General features: G+C 40.6%; 20 protein-coding genes. 3 read left to right on the top strand and 17 right to left on the bottom strand.

Features of this window, described 5'->3' with window-relative positions:
• Positions 1–161: 161 nt before the first annotated feature.
• The 4 genes from GO816_RS11115 to GO816_RS11100 form a co-directional block, all read right to left on the bottom strand.
• Positions 162–497: a DUF3140 domain-containing protein gene (locus GO816_RS11115; RefSeq protein WP_157542004.1), complete on the bottom strand. Its 336-nt coding sequence runs from the start codon at positions 495–497 to the stop codon at positions 162–164.
• 55 nt (positions 498–552) lie between these two features.
• Positions 553–1,488, bottom strand: coding sequence for a KpsF/GutQ family sugar-phosphate isomerase (locus tag GO816_RS11110; RefSeq protein WP_157542003.1), 936 nt, complete (start codon positions 1,486–1,488; stop codon positions 553–555).
• 90 nt (positions 1,489–1,578) lie between these two features.
• The gene (gene kdsA, locus GO816_RS11105) at positions 1,579–2,358 is read right to left on the bottom strand and encodes a 3-deoxy-8-phosphooctulonate synthase (protein WP_157542002.1); all 780 of its coding nucleotides are present in this window, start codon (positions 2,356–2,358) and stop codon (positions 1,579–1,581) included.
• Positions 2,359–2,412: 54 nt separating this feature from the next.
• Positions 2,413–3,552, bottom strand: a complete 1,140-nt coding sequence (locus GO816_RS11100) for a M64 family metallopeptidase (RefSeq protein WP_157542001.1) — start codon at positions 3,550–3,552, stop codon at positions 2,413–2,415.
• Positions 3,553–3,657: 105 nt separating this feature from the next.
• Between GO816_RS11100 and GO816_RS11095 the strand changes: the two genes are divergently transcribed.
• Entirely contained in the window at positions 3,658–5,091 is a 1,434-nt protein-coding gene (locus GO816_RS11095) for a glycoside hydrolase family 28 protein (RefSeq protein ID WP_157542000.1), read from the top strand.
• Between the two features lie 40 nt (positions 5,092–5,131).
• Here GO816_RS11095 and GO816_RS11090 read toward each other — a convergent pair whose 3' ends face one another.
• On the bottom strand, positions 5,132–6,679 hold the full coding sequence (locus tag GO816_RS11090) for a L,D-transpeptidase scaffold domain-containing protein (protein WP_157541999.1): 1,548 nt from the start codon (positions 6,677–6,679) through the stop codon (positions 5,132–5,134).
• A 143-nt stretch (positions 6,680–6,822) separates the two neighbouring features.
• Here GO816_RS11090 and GO816_RS11085 point away from each other — a divergent pair, with 143 nt between their 5' ends.
• Positions 6,823–7,338 carry a DinB family protein gene (locus tag GO816_RS11085; protein ID WP_157541998.1) on the top strand — a complete coding sequence of 172 codons (516 nt, stop codon included), beginning with the start codon at positions 6,823–6,825 and terminating at the stop codon, positions 7,336–7,338.
• Here the strand turns inward: GO816_RS11085 and GO816_RS11080 are convergent.
• The 9 genes from GO816_RS11080 to GO816_RS11045 form a co-directional block, all read right to left on the bottom strand.
• Complete coding sequence (locus tag GO816_RS11080; RefSeq protein ID WP_157541997.1) at positions 7,335–7,970, bottom strand: HAD family hydrolase; 636 nt, start codon at positions 7,968–7,970, stop codon at positions 7,335–7,337. The genes GO816_RS11085 and GO816_RS11080 overlap by 4 nt on opposite strands.
• Before the next feature lie 19 nt (positions 7,971–7,989).
• Positions 7,990–9,240, bottom strand: coding sequence for an MFS transporter (locus GO816_RS11075; protein ID WP_157541996.1), 1,251 nt, complete (start codon positions 9,238–9,240; stop codon positions 7,990–7,992).
• A 93-nt stretch (positions 9,241–9,333) separates the two neighbouring features.
• A complete protein-coding gene (murA, locus tag GO816_RS11070) occupies positions 9,334–10,641 on the bottom strand; it encodes a UDP-N-acetylglucosamine 1-carboxyvinyltransferase (RefSeq protein ID WP_157541995.1) in 1,308 nt (435 codons plus the stop codon).
• 232 nt (positions 10,642–10,873) lie between these two features.
• Entirely contained in the window at positions 10,874–11,608 is a 735-nt protein-coding gene (locus GO816_RS11065; RefSeq protein WP_157541994.1) for a DUF4290 domain-containing protein, read from the bottom strand.
• 291 nt (positions 11,609–11,899) lie between these two features.
• Complete coding sequence (locus GO816_RS11060) at positions 11,900–13,246, bottom strand: deoxyguanosinetriphosphate triphosphohydrolase (protein WP_198171515.1); 1,347 nt, start codon at positions 13,244–13,246, stop codon at positions 11,900–11,902.
• Positions 13,247–13,343: 97 nt separating this feature from the next.
• Complete coding sequence (locus tag GO816_RS18910) at positions 13,344–13,469, bottom strand: hypothetical protein (protein ID WP_262884869.1); 126 nt, start codon at positions 13,467–13,469, stop codon at positions 13,344–13,346.
• A gap of 116 nt (positions 13,470–13,585) precedes the next feature.
• On the bottom strand, positions 13,586–14,953 hold the full coding sequence (locus tag GO816_RS11055; RefSeq protein WP_157541992.1) for a dipeptidase: 1,368 nt from the start codon (positions 14,951–14,953) through the stop codon (positions 13,586–13,588).
• Between the two features lie 288 nt (positions 14,954–15,241).
• Positions 15,242–15,448 carry a hypothetical protein gene (locus GO816_RS11050; RefSeq protein WP_157541991.1) on the bottom strand — a complete coding sequence of 69 codons (207 nt, stop codon included), beginning with the start codon at positions 15,446–15,448 and terminating at the stop codon, positions 15,242–15,244.
• A gap of 45 nt (positions 15,449–15,493) precedes the next feature.
• Positions 15,494–15,688: a hypothetical protein gene (locus GO816_RS11045; RefSeq protein WP_157541990.1), complete on the bottom strand. Its 195-nt coding sequence runs from the start codon at positions 15,686–15,688 to the stop codon at positions 15,494–15,496.
• A gap of 169 nt (positions 15,689–15,857) precedes the next feature.
• Between GO816_RS11045 and GO816_RS11040 the strand changes: the two genes are divergently transcribed.
• Entirely contained in the window at positions 15,858–17,300 is a 1,443-nt protein-coding gene (locus GO816_RS11040) for a tetratricopeptide repeat protein (RefSeq protein WP_198171497.1), read from the top strand.
• Positions 17,301–17,333: 33 nt separating this feature from the next.
• Here the strand turns inward: GO816_RS11040 and GO816_RS11035 are convergent, their stop codons facing one another.
• From GO816_RS11035 to GO816_RS11025, 3 genes are all read right to left on the bottom strand, one after another.
• Entirely contained in the window at positions 17,334–17,633 is a 300-nt protein-coding gene (locus GO816_RS11035) for a hypothetical protein (protein WP_157541988.1), read from the bottom strand.
• 202 nt (positions 17,634–17,835) lie between these two features.
• A complete protein-coding gene (locus GO816_RS11030; protein ID WP_394350662.1) occupies positions 17,836–18,177 on the bottom strand; it encodes a helix-turn-helix domain-containing protein in 342 nt (113 codons plus the stop codon).
• Positions 18,178–18,544: 367 nt separating this feature from the next.
• A complete protein-coding gene (locus tag GO816_RS11025) occupies positions 18,545–20,830 on the bottom strand; it encodes an ATP-dependent helicase (protein ID WP_157541986.1) in 2,286 nt (761 codons plus the stop codon).
• Between the last annotated feature and the right edge of the window lie 94 nt (positions 20,831–20,924).

The following is a 20,924-nucleotide window of genomic DNA, read 5'->3' as shown; positions in this document are numbered from 1 at the left end:
AAAATGCTGTAAACCCTTGCAAAAAAGTACGCCAGGCCTATATTTGCTATATATCCCCTAATAAAATGAACATAACTAATTTAACCATCGAACAAAAAATGCAGGGCTGCATATTGGCTCTTATTTGCTTTGCTGCAATTATAAACTGGATTATATAAGTATTACTTTTTGGAATAATCGTATCCCCAATTTTTGAGAGAATAATTCCATTTTGAATCTTTTAAGTTACCTGATGGTTGCTGGGCTGTATGCCTTTTAATATAGCCCACAACCTTTTGCATATGTTTATAGTCAGTAACTGTTAGCTCATCCTTCTTTTTACGAACGATGTCAATAATCTTCTCTCCGGACTTGTGCCCAACTGATTCACCGTCACCGCTATCCCATCCCGCATCTTTCGATTCATCAGTATTCAGCCATTTATCTAAAGCCGCAGCCGGCATATTTACAAGGTCTTTAAATTCTTTATAAACTTCCTGTTGTTCGTCCTTCTCCATAGCATTGTATTTAAAAGAGATAACAAGGTGGGGCTGTATTTTGTTGCCATTACTACTACCGGGTGTAAATTTGATAAATGCCTGAAACGGTACGATCAGTAGGAGAGCCAACAAGTATGGTAGTAATTTTACGTCCAATCATAAGCTGCTCTGCTTGGTTTATTAGTTCATCGGCGGGTATAATAACCGGATTGCTGCTCATCATGCTGCTTACGGTTTGTGTTGATGTATTGGGGTTGCGTAAAAGTGCCCTGCGTAAGTCGCCATCGGTAACAACACCTTTAACGTAGTTTTTATTGCCAACTATTACCATTCCCAACCGGCCTTCTGACATGCGTAGCAGCACATCAGTAAATGACGCGTCTTCGTCAATAAACGGCAGCTGTTCTGTGCGCATTAAATCTTTAACCTTAACAAGTAACTTGCGCCCAAGACTTCCACCGGGGTGAAAACGTGCAAAATCTTCGGGCTGAAATTTTCGTGCCTCCATAAGGGCCACTGCCAAAGCATCACCCATTACCAGGGTTGCTGTAGTAGATGAAGTCGGCGCAAGTTTCAAAGCACACGCTTCGTGAGTTATACGTACGTTAAGGTGATGATTGGTATTCTTAGCAATAGTTGAGTTTGGATTGCCCGTTATGCTGATAGTTGCGTTCTTATTCCATTTTAAAAATGGAATAATTTTGATCACTTCATCAGTTTCGCCTGAATAGGATATAAGTATTAACACATCCTCCTTACCCACCATACCCAAGTCACCATGAAATGCCTCGGTTGGATGCATGAAAAAACTTGCAGTACCAGTACTTGCCAGCGTGGCCGATATTTTTTTACCAATTAAGCCGGATTTACCTGCTCCGGTGATTATTACCTTACCCTTACTTTGCAGTATAAGGTCAACGGTTGAAGAAAAATGCTCATCAATAAGTGCAGCAGCCTCTTTAAGAGATTCAATTTCATCATTAAATACACGTTGAGCTATGTGTTGCATAATTAAGAGTTGGTTTAACGTACTAACCGATACACTACTTATAACATGATACCGGCTGAAACTTGATTTCGATTTATGATGGAAAGAAAATTAGCTCAATAAGGATTCCATTACCTTGTCCAGATTTTGCAGCTTAACCATGTTAGGGCCATCGCTTAGGGCGTTATCAGGGTCGGGGTGGATTTCCATAAAGTAGCCATTAGCGCCGAACGCCTTTGCAGCCAATGCCATCATAGGTACAAAGGTACGGTCGCCACCAGTTTTACCGCCTGCACCGCCCGGGCGTTGCACGGAATGCGTACAGTCCATACAAACCGGGTAACCAAAAGCTTTCATGTCGAATATATTTCTGAAATCAACTGCTAAATTATTATAGCCATACATATTGCCGCGCTCGGTTAATATTATTTGCGTGTTACCGGCCTCGGCCACTTTTTGTGCCGGATAAAACATATCCTGGCCCGACAGGAACTGTGCTTTTTTCACATTTACAATTTTGCCGGTATTTGCCGCAGCTACAAGTAAATCTGTTTGGCGGCACAAAAATGCCGGTATTTGTAAAATGTCACAGACCTCACCAGCTATTGCTGCCTGATGGCTTTCATGTATATCTGTGGTAACAGGTAGGCCAAACTTTTCTTTCACGTTTTGCAGCATTTGCATACCCACTTCTAAACCAGGACCACGGTATGAGGCAACTGACGTACGGTTGGCCTTATCAAAAGATGATTTGAATACTACCGGAACATTATACTTTTCCTTTACGCGTGCAACCTGTTCTGCAACATGATAAAGTAAATCCTGACTTTCCATAACACAAGGACCCAAAATAAAAAAAGGCTTGTGCTGTATTTGTTCGTAAAGTGTCATGCAGGCAAATTTATAATTTTTTAATAATGTAAGCCTTCTAGGTACGCTTGATTACTAATGCTCAAGTCTTTTTGCCTCCGCCTTAAGTTCTTGCAGGCGGCTATCCATATTCAGGAAATCATTTTTTGGAATTGCATAGTTGGTATTAAGGTTTATTGAAGCTGTGGTAGCTGATGCAGCATCATCCCGCAAAAAATTTTCAAAGCTATAAGTGACGCCGGTTAGCATTAAAATGCGTTTTACGATTGCTTCGCGACTGGGTGCGTTAAAATTCAGAGTATTTAAGCTCGACATTAAGCTATTATTTTCTGGCCGGTACATACCTTTTCTACGGTAGTATGCACCTTCAAAAGAGTTTACGCCACCGTATCCGGCACGGCCAACAAAGTGCGACCACTTAGCTTTTGATGCATCGGCGGTTACATCAATGTTAGCCATCATTGGCAGCCGGCTTAATGGGTAATTGTCTGCAATTTCTTCTTCGATGTATTCATCGCCCAGGCCGCAAAAGGTGTGACCCACCTCATGTACCATTACATATCTCGAAGCTTCGTTAGTTGATACTACTGCAATATTGCCACCAGAACCGCCATATTTATTGTCGTTTACCACAAGAACTATAAGGTGTGCAATGGCGCGCGGAATAGCCTTATCAACATATTGGTAACAGGTGTTATAATTTCCAGCCATCAGCAACCTGTCTGTAACCGGCGAAAAATAGGAACCGAATTTATTATCGGCTGAGGTTGAACCTACGGCTGCTCCCTGCTTGCCAGACTCGGCATATACTACGTAAGTATTGAAATATTGTTTGTATTGTTTAAACGGAGCCACGGTAAAAAGATAATCAATCACCTTTTTTACCTGCGTATCAAATACGCCATTTTTTTTTAAGTCCTCCTTAACAAACCCATCACCAAGTACAACTATGTTAACACCATTGGCCATATTATAATATAACTTGTTTACATCACCGTCTTTATGGTAAAGTACATCTTCGGGAGTTGTGCCGCCGCTTCCTGGGTTTGAACCGCTAATTGGAGGCGTTGTTGTTGCCTGCTTCGGTGCTTCGGTTTTTTTGCCACAAGCTGATATCAGCAAGCAAAAAATAATTGTAACAATTGAGTTTAGTTTCACCAGGTATGATAAGATCAGTGCAGAGCCATATTGCTCCGCACCACTAATATACATCATATGTTGTTAAGCTAAAATGATATTTGCAGACACTGTTTGTTTATCATTTATAGATTGTAGCCCAAATGTTTCTTGCCGTTAACGCACCAACCTGTATATTCGGCTATGTTAAAATCATTTTTTAAATATGTTCTGCTGTTTATACTCGGTACAGGCTGTGCAAACCTGTATGCACAAACAGACCCATGGAATCAGTTAGATGGTATTCTTTCTAAAATCAAGCGTCCGAGCTTTCCTAAGCGCATGTTCTTTGTTAAAAACTATGGGGCCGATGCCACAGGTAAAAAGAATTGTAGCGCAGCTATAAAGGCAGCTATTGATGCGTGCCATAAGGCTGGTGGTGGTAGAGTAATTATTCCGGCGGGCCGATACTTAACAGGGCCGGTATATTTAAAAAGTAATGTTAACCTGCATTTGGAGAAAGGTGCAACTTTACTATTCTCAACCAAACCTGATGACTATTTACCCTTGGTGCCAACCCGGTGGGAGGGTATTGAACTGATGAATTATTCACCGCTGGTTTATGCCTACAACGAGAAAAACATTGCAATTACCGGCGATGGTGTACTTGACGGACAAGCCACCGCTCAAAACTGGTGGCCTTGGAAAGGCAAAAAAGAATATGGCTTTAAAGCGGGTAGTGCAAGCCAGGTAGATAAAGGAAACAGGCCAGCACTGTTTGCCATGGCAGAAAAAGATGTGCCCATGGCCGAACGACGTTTTGGTAACGGCTTTTACCTACGCCCTCAGTTTGTGCAGCCCTATAAGTGCAATAATGTGCTTATTGAAGGGGTACGTATCATTAATTCACCAATGTGGATACTTAACCCGGTGTTATGCAACAACGTAACCATAAGTAAAGTGACAGTTGAAAGCGAAGGCCCCAATACTGACGGCTGCGACCCTGAATCCTGCAAAAACGTTTTGATTAAAGACTGCTACTTTAATACAGGTGATGATTGCATTGCCTTAAAATCTGGCCGCAACCGCGACGGACGTAGAATTGGTATACCATGTGAAAATGTGGTAATACAAGGTTGTACCATGGCGAACGGACATGGTGGCGTAGTAATAGGCAGCGAAATTTCGGGCGGCGCTAAAAATATATTTGCAGAAAATTGCACCATGAACAGCCCGGAGCTTGACCGTGCCTTACGTATAAAAACCAGCTCGGCACGTGGCGGCGTAATTGAAAATATTTACATGCGCAACATAAAGGTTGGGCAAGTTAAACAGGAAGCTATTTTAGTGACGATGTTTTATGAAGATAAGGGCAATTATATGCCGCTGATAAAAAACATTGAGGTGAGCAATATGCAGGTGGATAATGGAGGAAACACTGGCGTGGTAGTTGAAGGCTATAAAGAGCAACCGGTTCAATACCTAAAGCTTACCAATGTTACTATAAACAACGTGAAAAAGGCGTACAACATAGCCAACCTAAAAGGGTTACAATTGAAAAATGTTGTTATTAACGGAACAGGCTTATTAACCGAACAGGTTAAGATAACTGACGAGGAAAAGAAGCTTCACTATTAAGAATAAAAAAGGCTGCCTTGATCAAGGCAGCCTTTTTTATTTATGCGGTTAAGTATTTGTTTAAATGTGCAAATAACACAATGTCTAACCCGTAAATATCAGGTCTGAATTGTAAGGTTCCACTTTTATCTGCCCAACAGGTTGTGTATGTTAAATATACAGGCACCTTTTTAGGCAGTGCAATATCTTTCGGTTCCGAACTTCCGGCTTCCATGTCTGATTTAATGGTATCAAACTTATTACCGTCGCCAAATAGAGCATGTGCAAGGTCAAGCGGGCGTTCAACACGAACACAGCCATGGCTTACCGCACGCATCTGCTTATTGAAGGCAAGCTTTGCAGGAGTATCGTGTAAATAAACACTGCTGCTGTTTTTAAACAGGAATTTGATTTTACCAAGCGCGTTGTTGTCGCCCGGACGCTGTTTGAACTCGTAATCATTTGGCCCGGCAGATGACCAGTCGATTGTTTCACTGTCTTCAATCTCTTTTCCATTTTGATAAACCGCCATATTATGGTTTGAAAGGTAGTAAGGGTCCTGGGCTGCTGCAACCATAATCTCTTTAGTAGCAATACTTTTTGGTATGTTCCAAACCGGGTTTACTTGTACCGTATAAATCGCACTGTTAAGTTGAGGTGTTTCACGTGAGAACGGCCTGTCTACTTTATCGCTTTCGTCATATTCAACCAGATTATCTGTGCGGTCAATGTTACGCCCTTCGCCAACACAAACTTTCATGTTCATAACCGATTTGCCGTTTTGCATCACATCCAAACGGTAATCAGGAATATTGACAACTACGTATTTATCATCAGCAGGCTTGTTTTTCCAACGCAGGCGTTCAAGATTTACTTTTAAAATCCTGTCAGTTTCTTCGGCAGTTTTACCCGGAACCTGTACGTTTGATGCAAGTGCTTTTTGTAAAGCTACATACTGAGCACTTTTGGGCTGAATGCTGTCTAAAAACGATTTCATATCGGCAATACCAAACACCTTTTTCATTGATGTGCTATCAGGGCGAAGGGTTTGGGTGAAATAGCGCGCATAAATTTTACGCGGACTGATTAATCCATATTGAAGTGCGTTGGTATAATTAATAAGTGAGTTAGCAAGTGCAACTTCAAGGCGGGCCATAGTCTCATAAGCTTCTTCGGGAGTTTTAATGGCGTCTTTGCTGTAAAATTTATCAACCAGGTTGTTGATGTCATCAGCCTGGAATATTTTAGGATCGAGGCCGTGCTCACCCGACTTTTTCAAATAAGCCGCAAGGGTTTTAAGGTCTTCACCTTTCATGTGGTCAAGTACCAGCACAGGGTCGTAACCGTTGCTTTCGTAAAATCCAGTTATAACTTTCGGGTTTTTAAGTTTGGCTTTCTTTTCGGCAAGTATCTTTTGAAATACCGGCTGGAAGCCTTCTTCAGTTACTTTATTGAATGCTTTGTTTTTGTTTACTTCATATATGGTTTGCGCCATATCTGATCGTTTGGTATGCTTACAGCTTGCAAACGTAATTACCAAAAGTGCACATAACCCAACGGATAGGGTATGCCACTTGCTCTTAAAACTAAATGTGTTGAGTATTTTCATGGATCGATTGTTAATGGCTGGCTTAATGCAATTGCTATACCACACCTATGTTTATACTTGTAAATGGCTGTTTAACCATCAATACACATATCATGTTAGATTGAAATGATACGCTATTGTATAGTTTAGCATAATTTTACAGTATGAAAAGTAAACAACCAGAGGTGTGGCTGCGCGGACCACTTGATGATGTTCCGGCGTTATTACAGCCCGTGGCGCATGCTTTACTGCAAGCCAGGGAAGAAATTGCAGAGTTAATGAATGGATTTCCCGAGCAGCAATTGTGGACTAAACCAGCTAACCTTGCATCGCCTGCATTCCATTTGCAGCATTTAACCGGTGTGCTTGATAGGCTATTCACTTACATTCGGCAAGATGAACTTAGCGAGCAGCAATTGAATTACCTTGCAGCCGAGGGTAATGCAAACGCGAACGGCATTACAGTAGCTGGGTTGGTTCAATCGTTTTCGAACCAAATAGATTTAGCTTTAGAGCAAATAAAAACCCAAGACCCCCAAACTCTTATTGAATTTAGAGGTGTTGGGCGTGCGCAACTGCCATCAACCGTAATTGGATTGTACACTCATGCCGCTGAGCATACTATGCGGCATCTTGGGCAGTTGCTGGTAACTGTTGGCGTATTAAAGCACGAGGCTTAAGCGTACTGCTCAATAACTTTGGGTAATTCTTTAAAATTACTGATGCGATGATCAGCTTTCTGCTGAGCATACGAACTGTTGCGGTCATACAACACCGTTGGTATACCTAAATCAAGTGCAGCTTTTATCTCTGATTCAGGATCGTCGCCAATAACCAAAATTTCCTGAGGTTTAAAGGTATATTTAAGCATAATATCCTGAAAAACTTCTTTTTTTGTGTCTTTAGTCAACTCGGGGTCGTTAATGTGTATTTCCGTAAAATCGTTGGTGATGTTGAGTTGCTCAACCTTGCTTTGTTGCATATTGGTAAAACCCATAGTTACCAAAAACTTAGCAAGGTCAATTAACTTCACTTCCTTATAATCAGCAAAAGTTTGCATTGGCTTATCATAAGTCAACTCACGCAGTAGTTCGGTGCCGGTTTGTTTTAGCTCAGCGCTCAGGTCAAAATCGTCTGCCACTTTCTGCCACGCCCTTCTCATAATCTCTGCTTTAATCTGCTTAATTTTTTCGTCAGCAATTTGAGGCTTGCTCTCTTCTAAAAGTTGCAATAACGGCTCAAAAAGTTCATTGCCTATTGAGCTTACCGGGTAAATGGTGTTATCTAAATCAAGTATTAGCGCTTTAATCATACTTAGATAACCATTTAAATTACGTTGGGTTTACATCAGCTGCTTTTATTACGTTGCCGCGTTGTGGTTTAAAGCGGTAAGCATACAATGATGCAAACCCCGCGGCCGATGCTATACTTATTATTCCCAGCGCCCACCATAAAAAGCTATACCCATTAAAATCAACCAAAAAGCTACCCATTGCAGGTGCCAAAATTTGTGCGGTTGACCATGCCATGCTATACAGCCCGGCGTATTGCCCGGTATTGCCTTCTCCGGCCCTTGATATCCAAAAGGCGTTCATAAACGGCATACTTAAAATTTCGCCTATGGTTAAAAAAACAATAATTAATACGCCTGTAAACGCAACTCCTGGTAATATATTAGTTAGGGCAAACCCTGCGCCCGTGAGTAATACACCAAAGGGTATGTATACTAATGGATGATGCCGTCCATCCAGTTTATGCACTAAAACCATTTCAATAAGAATAATCAGCAAACCGTTCATCGACATAAGGAAGCCGATAAACATTTCACTATAGTGCCAGTGCGTTTTAAAGAAAACAGGCTGTATGGTAAAAAACTGAAAGAAGCAAATTGCAAACAATGTAGTAAAAAGCAGGAACAGGAGGTAGGGCACATCTTTATATGCTGATGCTGCTTTTACTGTATGCATTACCTTACTGGCTGCGCTTTTGATTGCGCCCGAACGCGGCATCAACTTAACAAGCAGCAGAGCCGAAAATATATTGGTAAAGCCATCAACCCAAAACAACAGACTATAATTTACAGATGCTATAAATCCACCAACGGCACCACCAACGGCCCAACCTAAATTTACAGCGAGCCGATTTAATGAGTAAGACCGTGTGCGTGTTTCGGTTGTACTGTAATGTGCTACGGCAGTTGAGTTGGCTGGTCTGAAGGCATCGTTACATAAGCTTAAAATGAATGAGTTGATACAAACCCCCACCAGGCTTTGCTGAAAACCAAGAACTAAAAATAATGCGCCTCCACTTAATAATGCACCAAATTGCACATCATAAAATCCGTACCTATCGGTAAGTTTTCCACCCAAGAAAGCTCCGGCAAGCGAGCCAAAGCCAAACATTGACATTACGATACCTGCCTCGGCAATAGTGAAATGCAGATGTTGCGTACAATAAATTGTCATGAACGGAAGTACCATAGTACCACTGCGGTTTACCAACAATACCAGTGATAAGTTCCAGCTACTACGCGCAAGGCCGCTGTATGCTGTTTTGTAAAGGTTGAGTGCCTGGGTAAGCATGCTTATGTGAAATTAGAATAGGTAAAAACAAAAAAACCACTGCCTGATGGTGAACAAGCAGTGGTTTTAGATATAACGTATCTGTTGAGTTTATCAGATACGCGTTATATCGGCTCCCAATGCTTTTAGTCGCTCGTCAATATGTTGGTAGCCGCGTTCAATTTGCTCAATGTTGTAAATAGTTGATTTACCTTGTGCAGATAATGCAGCTATAAGTAATGAAACACCGGCACGAATATCAGGGGAGGTCATTGAAATACCACGCAATTTAACCTGATTATCTAAGCCAATTACTGTAGCGCGGTGCGGATCACAAAGAATAATTTGCGCGCCCATGTCTAACAATTTATCTACAAAGAACAGGCGGCTTTCAAACATTTTTTGATGAATAAGCACAGATCCTTTAGCCTGTATGGCTACAACTAGTACAATGCTTAACAAATCAGGGGTGAAGCCCGGCCATGGTGCATCGGCTATGGTCATAATTGAACCATCAATGAAAGTTTCGATTTCATAATGGTCTTGTGACGGGATGAAAATATCATCACCACGCAGTTCCATTTTAATACCCAAGCGCCTGAAAACATCTGGGATAATACCAAGCTCTTTATACTGGACGTCTTTAATGGTAATTTCAGAACCGGTCATAGCAGCCAAACCAATGAATGAACCAATTTCAATCATATCTGGCAGCATGCGGTGTTCTGTGCCATGCAGTTCGGTAACGCCTTCGATTGTTAAAAGGTTAGAACCAATACCGGTAATTTTTGCACCCATGCGGTTAAGCATTTTACAAAGTTGTTGCAGGTAAGGTTCGCAGGCTGCATTGTAAATGGTAGTTGTACCTTTAGCCAGTACTGCTGCCATAACAATATTGGCTGTACCGGTTACAGAGGCCTCATCAAGTAAAATGTAAGTACCTTTGAGGTCTGAGGCATCTACGCGGAAGAAACCGTCTTCAGGATTATAATCAAAGCGCGCACCCAGTTTTTCAAAGCCCAAGAAGTGCGTATCTAATCTACGGCGGCCAATTTTGTCTCCTCCCGGTTTAGGTATGGAGGCTTTGCCAAAGCGGGCCAGTAACGGACCAACAATCATGATGGAACCACGCAGGCTGCCACCTTTAGCTTTAAACTCGGCCGATTGAAAAAAGTCAAGATTAATGTTACTTGCCTCAAAAGTATAGGTATCGGGTGCAAGGCGCTCAATTTTGACACCCATGTCGCCAAGCAATTCAATAAGCTTATTAACGTCTTTTATATCAGGTATGTTGCTGATGGTTATCTTATCGGCTGTTAGCAATACGGCCGATATGATTTGCAAGGCTTCGTTTTTCGCACCCTGAGGTGTAATTTCGCCTTTAAGTTTTTTACCACCTACAATTTCGAAAGCATTCTTCATAAAAAATCTATATAGTGTTTAACAGACACTATCACCGGTTTATTTTGTTTGCAAAGATGTTTAAAAGAGTAGCAAGAAACAAGAGCTTTTAACAGAGAGACAAGAATCAACGGGCCAGAACAAGGAATGGAAGAAATATCCAAAGCGATTGTCTCTTCAACAAAAAGAGCCAAAAACAAAGACTCTAAAATGAAATCTTGGTTCTTGGCTCTTAGCTCTTGTTTTTGGCTTACTAATATTTTCTTGAGCCGCCGTTGTTACGGTTTTGGTTATTGTTACGGTTTTGTTGTCCTCCGCCACGGTTTTGCTGGCCTCCACCACGGTTTTGCTGACCTCCGCCACGGTTTTGCTGGTTGTTGCGAGGGTTGTTATTGCGTGCGTTTTGAACAGGTGTACGGTACTCAACCTTGTTCAGGTTTACGTTATCTTCCAATTTAAGCTCCCCTTTTGAAAGTTCATAAAGGTCGTTTAAAATAATCTCGTCACTAACTGAATCCTTATTCCATTGTACATAAGCCATTTTCATAAAATTGGCTATAGCTTGTACCATGTGTTGCTTGCGTGCCGGTTCTTCAATGCTTTTAGCCTTAGCAATCATCAGCTCAATGGTTTTACCATAATGCTTAAAACGTATCCGCTGGTTAGGATAGCCTAACGGTTCGGGCTTAAGGTGTATAGCTTCGGGTGAGGGTAAAGGGTAGGGAGAATCCACATCAATCTTATAATCAGATATAATGTGCAGGTGATCCCATAGTTTATGCTTAAAATCGGCCACATCTCGCAAGTGCGGGTTTAAAAAGCCCATAAGCTCAATAACCACATTTGCGTAACGATTACGCTCTTCTTTGGTTGGCAGGTTCACAATGTACTTTACCATGTTTTGTACATTGCGGCCATATTCGGTTAAAAGTAATTTGCTTCGGGTTGAGTTATAATCAAATTCTCCAGGCGTATTTTTTGCAGCCATGTAATTGTTTTGAGTAAAATTTTAGTTCGGCGCTGTACTTTTAATTAAAAGCATTGGATATAAGCAGCGCCCGATTCGGTAAGTTAATAAATATATTATATACGGGTAACGCAAATATAAACTAATTTGTGTGGGTACGGGTAAAATAATTGCTGCAAATGTGTAAATTTTTAGTAATCACACAAAAATATCGGTAGCACATTGCGCATTAAGTACTCAAATACTTTGATAAGCTTGTAAGTTACTATAATACATAGGAATGCCGGCACTGACAGGTTTAGTGATGAACACTTAATGTATTGCCGGAAACGATATGCCTTTTATATTACGATATAGCTCAACTGCATACAAATCGGTCATACCAGAAACAAAGTCAAGCACACTCTGAATTTTTGAATACACATCAGTGTTTTTGGTGATGAATTGCTTTGGAATAAGCTTTACAAGTTTTTGATGGTAATGCGTGTTGTTGTGCATTACTGCAGGTATAAATTCTTCCAGTAAACCACCCATTACTTTATAGCCCGCTACCTCAATTTGAACTACTGATTGGTAATTGTATATTTTTTCAACTGATATTTTACTGATGGCTTTCCACGGTGTTTGGAATGGCTCGGGCAAAGCATCAGTTAAACCCATGTTAAAATTGCCACTGAGCATAGCTTGCTGATTGTCCATAAATACCTCGGAGCAGGCGGTTATAAGATTGTTTATTGCCTTGGCGCGCATAATACTTACTTTGGCATCTTCATCTTCAAACTCATCTTCCAGCCATTTGCCCATGCGCGAGCTATTGCACAGCGGCAACAATAACTCCTGTATCTTATCGTAAGTTAATATTTTAAGTCGATGCGCATCTTCGAGGTCGATGATATTATAGCAAATATCATCGGCCGCCTCAACTAAGTAAACAAGTGGATGGCGTTTGTAGATTAATGGATGATCATGAGCCTTGATTATGCCAAGTTCGGTAGCTATAGTTTGAAAGCTAGCTTGTTCGGACTGAAAAAAACCATATTTTTTTTGATGAATATTGCCTTTAACATGGCCGGCAATAGCATCGCAAGGGTACTTAACAATGGATGCCAAGGTGGTGTAAGTTAACGCAAAAGCACCGTTTCCCTTGCCATAAAAGGGATGTGTAAGTATGCGCAATGCATTAGCGTTGCCCTCAAAGTGCGTAAAGTCGTGCCATTGCTCGTCACTAAGCTGCGAGCGATAAACACTGCCATCACCGTCAGTAAAATAGCGCGACAAAGCCGATTCGCCCGAATGGCCAAAGGCCGGGTTGCCCATATCATGCGCCAGGCATGCTGCCGCAACCATATTGCCAACCTCACTGATGAGTGGCAGGCGTTCATCTACTTTGCTATCTTGTTTTTTAAGGTTGTTATAAAATATGGCGCCTAATGAGCGACCAACACTGGCAACCTCGAGACTGTGAGTAAGACGGTTGTGAACAAACACGCTGCCGGGCAGCGGGAAAACCTGTGTTTTATTTTGCAGACGACGAAAAGGCGAAGAAAATATTAGCCGGTCGTAATCACGCTGAAACTGAGAGCGTGCTTTATCCTGATCCTGAACTTCATCGTTATCAATTCCCCACCGTTTTGCCGAGATGAGCTTTTCCCATTGCATCATAATGCCGGCAATTTACAAGGAATTTCAATAAAGCACTAAACAAACAAGCCGTGCTTTTATTGAGCACGGCTTGTTTATAAAGGAATAGCATAAACTATTTCTTTTTTTTGTTGTCGCTTGCCATTTCTTTAGCAGCGGCACTTTTTTCTTGTTTTGAAGCTTTCGGATCTCTCATTTCTTTTGAAGCTTCGCTTTTCGAACTTTTCTTTGACGTAGGCATAACTGTAGTATTAAGTTAAACAATCAAATTATTAATCTTATAATATTAATTGATTGACTAAAGTTTTCAGTTCATGCGGTTTAAAGCCAAAATTCAAATTCATTTTAGTTGTATGATTAACTAAGCGCCGCAAAATTTTTGTAAAACAGCGGTATAGTCTCAATACCTTTATAGTAATTAAATATATCGTATTTTTCGTTGGGGGAGTGCAATGCATCACTGTCAAGACCAAAGCCCATAAGCACTGTTTTAACACCCAGTTCTGCTTCAAATAAAGCTACAATTGGTATACTGCCACCGCCACGGGTTGGAACAGGTTCAACACCAAATGCCTCGGTAATGGCCTTTTGGGCTGCCTGATATGCCACGCTATCGGTTGGTGTAACAACGGGCTCACCACCATGATGAGGTGTAACTTTAACCTTTACGTAAGGAGGAGCAATGCGTGAGAAATGCTCAGTAAATAACTGTGTGATTTTGTCAGAACCCTGGTTAGGTACCAGTCTCATCGAAATTTTTGCATTGGCTTTTGAAGGTAATACTGTTTTAGCACCTTCCCCAATATAGCCGCTCCAAATTCCGTTTACTTCAAGAGTAGGGCGTGTGCCGGTGCGCTCAAAAGTACTGTATCCCTTTTCGCCCCAAACCTCGTCAATACCTAAATCTTTTTTATACTCATCCTCATTGTAAGGAGCTGAGTTTAATGCGTCCTTCTCACTGTCTTTAAGTTCAACAACGTCATCATAAAAACCCGGGATGGTTATATGATTATTTTCGTCATGCAAGGAGGCAATCATTTTTGACAGTATAGTAGCAGGGTTTGCTACCGCACCGCCATAAACGCCTGAATGCAAATCGCGGTTAGGTCCGGTAACTTCAACCTCAAGGTATGAAAGACCTCTTAACCCTGTTTCCAGAGATGGAGTTTCCATGCTAAGCATTGAAGTATCTGATATCAATACAACATCAGCCTTTAACCGCTCTCTATTTCCCTTTACAAAAATGCCCAGGTTGTTTGATCCAACTTCTTCCTCGCCTTCAATCATAAACTTTATGTTGCATGGCAGGGTATTGGTTTGCATCATGAGTTCAAAGGCCTTTACATGCATGTAAAACTGGCCTTTATCATCACAAGCACCACGGGCATATATCTTTCCATCGCGAACTGTAGGTTCAAACGGTGGAGTTTCCCAAAGCTCAAGCGGATCGGGCGGTTGAACATCATAGTGTCCGTATACCAAAACCGTTGGCTTTGTGCTATCAATAATTTTTTCGCCGTATACTATGGGGTAGCCGGCCGTTTGGCAAACTTCCACATTGTCAGCACCTGCTTCGCGCAGTTTGGCTGCCGTATAATCGGCTGTTTTTAATACGTCAGCCTTGTATTTCGGATCGGCGCTAACCGATGGAAAACGCAGCAAATCGAATAACTCATCGAGCATACGTTGTTTATGCTCTTCAATATACTGTCTTATAACTTGCATATTTTGCCCATTTGGTAATGCTGCAAATATAGAATTATTAAACAGGCTGCAGTTTACAAAACTGCTGCTAAAACTTAATCAATTCATCCACCGTATGAGGATAAAGATTAATGGTTGCAAATCAACGTTTAAACCCGCTTATGTAAATAAGACTAAAGTTATAAACATGTTATTGCGCAATAATTAAACAATACTTAATTTTAAGGCTAAAATATGCTTGGCATACACACCTTAAGCTATTCCAATTACAACTTTAAAAGCAAGGCAATCAATGGTTAATACAGGATATTACCTGCCTCCATCAGCTGTACCCAGTATGGCTTTTATACCCTTTGAACTGGCTTTACTTAATACTGCCTTAGCTTCTGCCAGTTTTAAAGCTGCAACCGTAGTGTTAGCAGCTGTTCCCGGCCTCACGCGAACATCAGGTGTTGCCGAAGCTTTTGAGATGCCCGCTGTGATGACTAAAGCAGATAAAATAAATAAACGTTTCATGAGTTTTTTGAAGTTATGACTTGGGTTTGTACTGTTTAGCATCTATCACGGTTTGCCCGGACGCTCAACACCACCGTCACCGGTACCTAAACCGCCACCACCAATCTCAGTGTTATCTTCATCGCTCTCGGTATTACCTGCTACCTTGGTTACAGTTGGAGCAACTTCTTTTTCTTTAGTACATGAAGACACGATACCAGTTGAAATAAATAATGCGGCGATCAATAAAATCTTTTTCATAAAAAATTGTTTAGTAGTTATTTATATCTGTTACCTAAAGCAACACTACAAAAGTAATTAAGTTTTTATACATTCAAAAAAAATTTAAAAAAAAATTTTTTGCTCATTTTTGGCCCGCTTTGTTATTATATTTAAAACATTTGGTTTGGGTTATCGTAATATGTGTTTAATGAGAAAATTCTTCACCCTTTTGTTGTTGCTGGCGATAAGTTGCGTTGCGTATGCACTTCCCGATCATTTAGCCAGCAAACAAGATTCAAATGAGGTGTTGAGCACTATAGGGCGTGGTTTTGATGTGAGGCTTACAGATCCTACACAAACCGTAAAGTATGCTAATAAAGCTTTAAGACTGGCAAAAAAAATCAACTTCACTAAAGGCATAGCAGCAGCCTATCGTATTAAAGGGTTAGGCGAGCATTATTTAGGTAACAATGAAAAAGCTATAGAAAACTATTTTGAGGCATTAGCTCACTATCAAAAGATAAACAATACTATAGGTGAGGTTCGTATTTACCTAAATATAAGTACTCTATATCAATATGTCGATTATGATAAGTGTTTAGAGTATTTGAATGAAGCCCGTGATTCCTATTATTCGGCTAAGTTAGATAACCTTGATATCCTGGCGTCCATATATCTGAATATGGGTAACGTTTATCAGTTACAGGCAAATTATAATAAGGCGCTGAACAATTATATGAAAGGTTACCAAATTATTCACAAGCTGGATAACGATGAGCTTAAGGTAACGGCCATGCAAAACTTAGGTGTTGTTTACACATCTATAGGAAACACCGATAAGGCTAAGGAATATCTATTTAGTTCGTTAGGCCTGGCTAAGGGGTTAGATTTAAACTCTCCTGTAGCGCAAATCAATTTATCGTTAGCTGAAATATACATCAGTGAAAGTGATTATGCTAAGGCACGCCAATGTTTACAAGAGGGGCGTGCTTATGCTATTTTAAGCAAAAGCGAAAAATTGCTTAAAGATTTCGAAAATAACTCTTACTTGCTCGAACTAAAACAAAAGAATTTTGAACGTGCGCTTTTGCATTTGCAGGCCATTTATAAGCAAGACAGCATTGAATACGCATCCCGAAACTCAGCAGCTTTAACGCTGTTTCAGGCTAAATACAGGCAGGAGGAGTTAAGAAGGGAAAACGAACGTATTACTGACAGGCAAAAATATGAACGGAGCATTGCAATTGGTACCATTGTTTTAGCAGCGCTGCTTATTGTGGTAATTGTATTACTAACAAGTAACGTAAAACGTAAGGCCGAAACCAACAAAAAACTTACTGAGCTTAATGCCGAGATATCAAACCAGAAAGATAACTTGGACAGGATTAATCATCACTTAGAAGAAATCATTGATGAGCGCACCAAAGATTTGCAGTTAAAAAATAAAAAGCTTTCGGAATATTCCTCACATCTATCGCACCAGGTACGCGGGCCAATAGCAACTCTCAAAGGGTTAATGAACCTGGAAAGGGAAGGGCTGGTGAGTCAGGAAGAATGTATACAGATGATGATCAAATGTGTATCTGAAATTGACGACAAAATTATTGATATGAGTGATATGCTGCACAATCCCGAACGCGCCGGAATGTAATATCACTCTTCAACAATTACCTGCCTACTTTATTCAGCTTGCGTGCAATAATGGTAATGTGCTGTGTATTTGCGCTTCAATCAAGCCTAAATATAAGCAATACCACGCAATCATTTGCAATATCAAAACTTTACGATGTTTACTGTAACCACGGGTTTCAAACGCAAGCTGCGTATCACCATCGGTAACGAAAAATCTTACCTCACCTTTACTTGGCTTAAACGGCGCTGTTAATAAATCAACAACTGTTACTTTGAGCTTTGTATCCGGATCATGAATAGTGCCTAATTTTTGGCGCTGATTATTTGAGGTGGATAGCAAGTAGTTAGTCATAATAACTTGTTTTAGTCAGCTTATTACGACACAATTATTACTCCAAAAGGGTAATTAGAATGAATAAAAATAAAAATACCGTATTAATTGATTTTCACGAAACGTATTTAACTTACGTTTAAGCAATTTATACGGTACAATTTATTTATGTCCTTTATAAAATATAAAATGCGTTAAGTCTATCTGTTAACGCATCATATTCTTATACTGCATATGACCTTTTATTGTGCAGTTCTTCATACAGTTCAATTACCTTGCGCTGCAAATCAGCAATTTCAGCCTCGCGGTCTGTTAATTTTTTTTGCGCAGCACTCATGCTTGAATACTGTTTTTCGGTTTCGGTAAGGCCTAAACCTAATAGTTGTACTACGCTGATTTCATAAATATTAGCAATTTGCTCTAATCGCGAAAGATTTACATCAGTAATACCGGTCTCAATTTTTGAAAAGGCTGGTATAGATATGCCTAATCTGTTGGCTACATCTTCCTGGCTCCAGCCACGTTGATGACGTAATGTGCGGATGTTATTTCCTACTGAATTCACCGCTTTGTTGTTAATTAATGGGCTCATAAAAAGTTTAAACACCGAAGGGGAAAGGGGGTGTTACGGCTAATAATTCAAAGCATATGCCAACAACCAAAAGTTAGCATTAATGTAACAAAAAGGCAATATGAATAATCCTTTCAGTTAAGGGTGTTGAATTAATTCCACAAATGCGGGAAATTTAGAACTGATATCTTACTCAAAATGGGGTGCTTTTTACCAGCTGTTGCTTATATAGCAAATTGAGCTTTAAGCACAAGTTTGCAGAATAATTTAGCCGTAAAAAATTTTAATTAAAATGAAAACATGGCGTTATTAAAAAGGCCGCTACAAAACGGCGGCCTTTTTAATAATTACTTCAAATCAATTACTCAACTATTCGCAATTTGGCAAATTTTAACAGTAGTTGCTTGTTGCCAATTTCTTTGAAAAATATAGTGGCCTTGATATCTGGCTTATTGCCTTCAAGGTTTATCACTTTACCGTAACCAAAACGTTCATGCTCTACCTCCATTCCCACTTGCAGGTTTGATGTGTCAGAAGGGGCAAAGCCTGCCGAAGGTACGTGTGCTTTAGCTAACAGAGATGTGGTTTTAACCTTTGCAGGCGTTGGCGATGCAGCCGCCTTTGGCTTCGAAAACGTATCACTATTACGATTCCATGCTTTGCGGTCATCATCAAAAAACGGGTTACCGGTTTGTTGTTTAGCCTTAAAGTCTAACTCCAGGTACTGAGCATCAATTTCATCTAAAAACCGGCTCGGTTCGCAGTTAATTAATGTGCCGAATTTAAAGCGCGATGTAGCATAGCTTATAGTCAACTTACTTTCGGCACGGGTAACGGCCACGTAAAACAGGCGGCGTTCCTCTTCCAGGTCGGTACGCGAGTTAAGTGACATTTGCGAAGGAAACAGGTTTTCTTCCAAACCAACCACGTATACCTGCGGAAACTCAAGTCCTTTTGATGCGTGTATGGTCATTAATGAAACGGTATCGGCATTTGGATTTTTGTCGTTATCGTCATTAGTCAACAGGGCCACATCCTGCATAAAAATATCCAGACCGCGCTCTTCAATATCTTCACGTTCTGAAAATTCCTTGATACCATTGAGTAGTTCCTGTATGTTTTCGTAGCGATTAAGGCCCTCAACCGATTTGTCTTCATATAAATCTTTCAACAAACCCGAATGCTGTGCAATATGCAAAGCTGCATCATAAGCACTCAGCGTTTGCGCAATTACCTGAAAGCTTTGTATAAGGGTTGAAAACGTTGCTACAGCAGCTGTGCTACGCCCGTCAATATACTTGGCTGGTTCTTTAACAATTTCCCATAGGGTAGTATCATTTTGGCCGGCGGCCAAAATAATCCTGTCTACGGTGGTATCGCCAATAGCACGTTTAGGATAATTGATTACGCGCTTAAGTGCTTCCTCGTCGTTTGGGTTGAAGGTTAGCCTGAAGTAGGCAATTAAATCCTTGATCTCTTTACGTTGATAGAACGACAAGCCGCCATAAATTTTATACGGAATATTTAGCTTGCGCAAACCTTCCTCCATAGAACGCGATTGGGCGTTGGTGCGGTATAAAATGGCAAAGTCGTTCCATTTCATACCTTTTGTGCTACGGTCTTGCATAATGGCTTCGGCAATAGTCTTGCCTTCTTCATTATCACTGTAAGCACGTATCACCTTAATTTTATCGCCGTGATCTTTCTCCGAAAAAACGTTCTTTTTAAGCTGCTCTTTATTGTTTGATATGATGCTGTTGGCAACATTAACAATGTTTTGCGTTGAGCGGTAGTTTTGCTCCAGCTTGAACACTTTCAAATCTGGATAATCTTTTTCGAAGTTGAGTATGTTTTGGATGTTTGCACCGCGGAAAGCATAGATACTTTGCGCATCATCACCCACAACACAAAGGTTTTCATTTATAGCAGCGAGTTTTTTTACAATGAGATATTGCGAAAAGTTGGTATCCTGATACTCATCCACCATTAAATACTTAAACTTATTCTGATACTTATATAGTACATCAGTATGTTCTTTTAGCAGGCGGTTGGTTTGGAATAAAAGGTCATCAAAATCCATGGCACCGCTTTTAAAGCAGCGCTGGGCATACATTTCATAAACCTTACCTAAATGACCACGACCATTTGAAAAGTCGTCAGCCTGTATTTGCTCATTTTGCTGATACTCTGACCATGACACCAGATTGTTTTTAGCAGCCGATATACGCCCGTAAACATAATTTGGAGCGTATAATTTATCATCGAGGTTCATTTCTTTTAAAATGGCCCTTAATACGCTCTTACTGTCGTCGGTATCGTAAATGGTAAAATTGCTTGGGTAACCAATTTTAGTAGCCTCAACTCTCAATATTTTGGCAAACACGGAGTGGAAAGTTCCCATCCAAATGTTTTTGGCCTCGGGGCCTACTACCTTACTTATACGCTCGCGCATTTCTTTAGCGGCTTTGTTGGTAAAGGTTAGTACCAGTATATTAAACGGATCAACGCCTGTATGTATAAGGTGAGCCACCCGGTAGGTAATAACCCGCGTTTTTCCCGAGCCGGCACCTGCAATAATCATTACCGGTCCGTTAATTTGCTCGGCGGCAGCCCTCTGCTGCGGATTCAATCCCTGTAAATAATCCAAAATTTTTTTCCTCTTTCTATTAAACTGCGAAATTAGAACTTTGGGCTGAAAGGCGAAAGCAGAGTTATACGAATTTGTGAAATCATTATGTATT

The organism is Mucilaginibacter aquatilis, assembly GCF_009755275.1.
Taxonomy (GTDB): Bacteria; Bacteroidota; Bacteroidia; order Sphingobacteriales; family Sphingobacteriaceae; genus Mucilaginibacter; species Mucilaginibacter aquatilis.
The sequence above is the reverse complement of the archived record's forward strand: the minus strand, read 5'-3'. Positions and strand labels throughout refer to the sequence as shown.

What these genes read in the sequence shown, in the direction of transcription:
- murA (WP_157541995.1), bottom strand. Translation starts at nt 10,641, where the DNA reads ATGAAGAATGCTTTCGAAATTGTAGGTGGTAAAAAACTTAAAGGCGAA.
- GO816_RS11075 (WP_157541996.1), bottom strand. Translation starts at nt 9,240, where the DNA reads ATGCTTACCCAGGCACTCAACCTTTACAAAACAGCATACAGCGGCCTT.
- GO816_RS11100 (WP_157542001.1), bottom strand. Translation starts at nt 3,552, where the DNA reads ATGATGTATATTAGTGGTGCGGAGCAATATGGCTCTGCACTGATCTTA.
- GO816_RS11065 (WP_157541994.1), bottom strand. Translation starts at nt 11,608, where the DNA reads ATGGCTGCAAAAAATACGCCTGGAGAATTTGATTATAACTCAACCCGA.
- GO816_RS11035 (WP_157541988.1), bottom strand. Translation starts at nt 17,633, where the DNA reads ATGACTAACTACTTGCTATCCACCTCAAATAATCAGCGCCAAAAATTA.
- GO816_RS11090 (WP_157541999.1), bottom strand. Translation starts at nt 6,679, where the DNA reads ATGAAAATACTCAACACATTTAGTTTTAAGAGCAAGTGGCATACCCTA.
- GO816_RS11085 (WP_157541998.1), top strand. Translation starts at nt 6,823, where the DNA reads ATGAAAAGTAAACAACCAGAGGTGTGGCTGCGCGGACCACTTGATGAT.
- kdsA (WP_157542002.1), bottom strand. Translation starts at nt 2,358, where the DNA reads ATGACACTTTACGAACAAATACAGCACAAGCCTTTTTTTATTTTGGGT.
- GO816_RS11055 (WP_157541992.1), bottom strand. Translation starts at nt 14,953, where the DNA reads ATGCAAGTTATAAGACAGTATATTGAAGAGCATAAACAACGTATGCTC.
- GO816_RS11095 (WP_157542000.1), top strand. Translation starts at nt 3,658, where the DNA reads ATGTTAAAATCATTTTTTAAATATGTTCTGCTGTTTATACTCGGTACA.
- GO816_RS11110 (WP_157542003.1), bottom strand. Translation starts at nt 1,488, where the DNA reads ATGCAACACATAGCTCAACGTGTATTTAATGATGAAATTGAATCTCTT.
- GO816_RS11050 (WP_157541991.1), bottom strand. Translation starts at nt 15,448, where the DNA reads ATGAAACGTTTATTTATTTTATCTGCTTTAGTCATCACAGCGGGCATC.
- GO816_RS11060 (WP_198171515.1), bottom strand. Translation starts at nt 13,246, where the DNA reads ATGCAATGGGAAAAGCTCATCTCGGCAAAACGGTGGGGAATTGATAAC.
- GO816_RS11115 (WP_157542004.1), bottom strand. Translation starts at nt 497, where the DNA reads ATGGAGAAGGACGAACAACAGGAAGTTTATAAAGAATTTAAAGACCTT.
- GO816_RS11080 (WP_157541997.1), bottom strand. Translation starts at nt 7,970, where the DNA reads ATGATTAAAGCGCTAATACTTGATTTAGATAACACCATTTACCCGGTA.
- GO816_RS11045 (WP_157541990.1), bottom strand. Translation starts at nt 15,688, where the DNA reads ATGAAAAAGATTTTATTGATCGCCGCATTATTTATTTCAACTGGTATC.
- GO816_RS11040 (WP_198171497.1), top strand. Translation starts at nt 15,858, where the DNA reads ATGAGAAAATTCTTCACCCTTTTGTTGTTGCTGGCGATAAGTTGCGTT.
- GO816_RS18910 (WP_262884869.1), bottom strand. Translation starts at nt 13,469, where the DNA reads ATGCCTACGTCAAAGAAAAGTTCGAAAAGCGAAGCTTCAAAAGAAATG.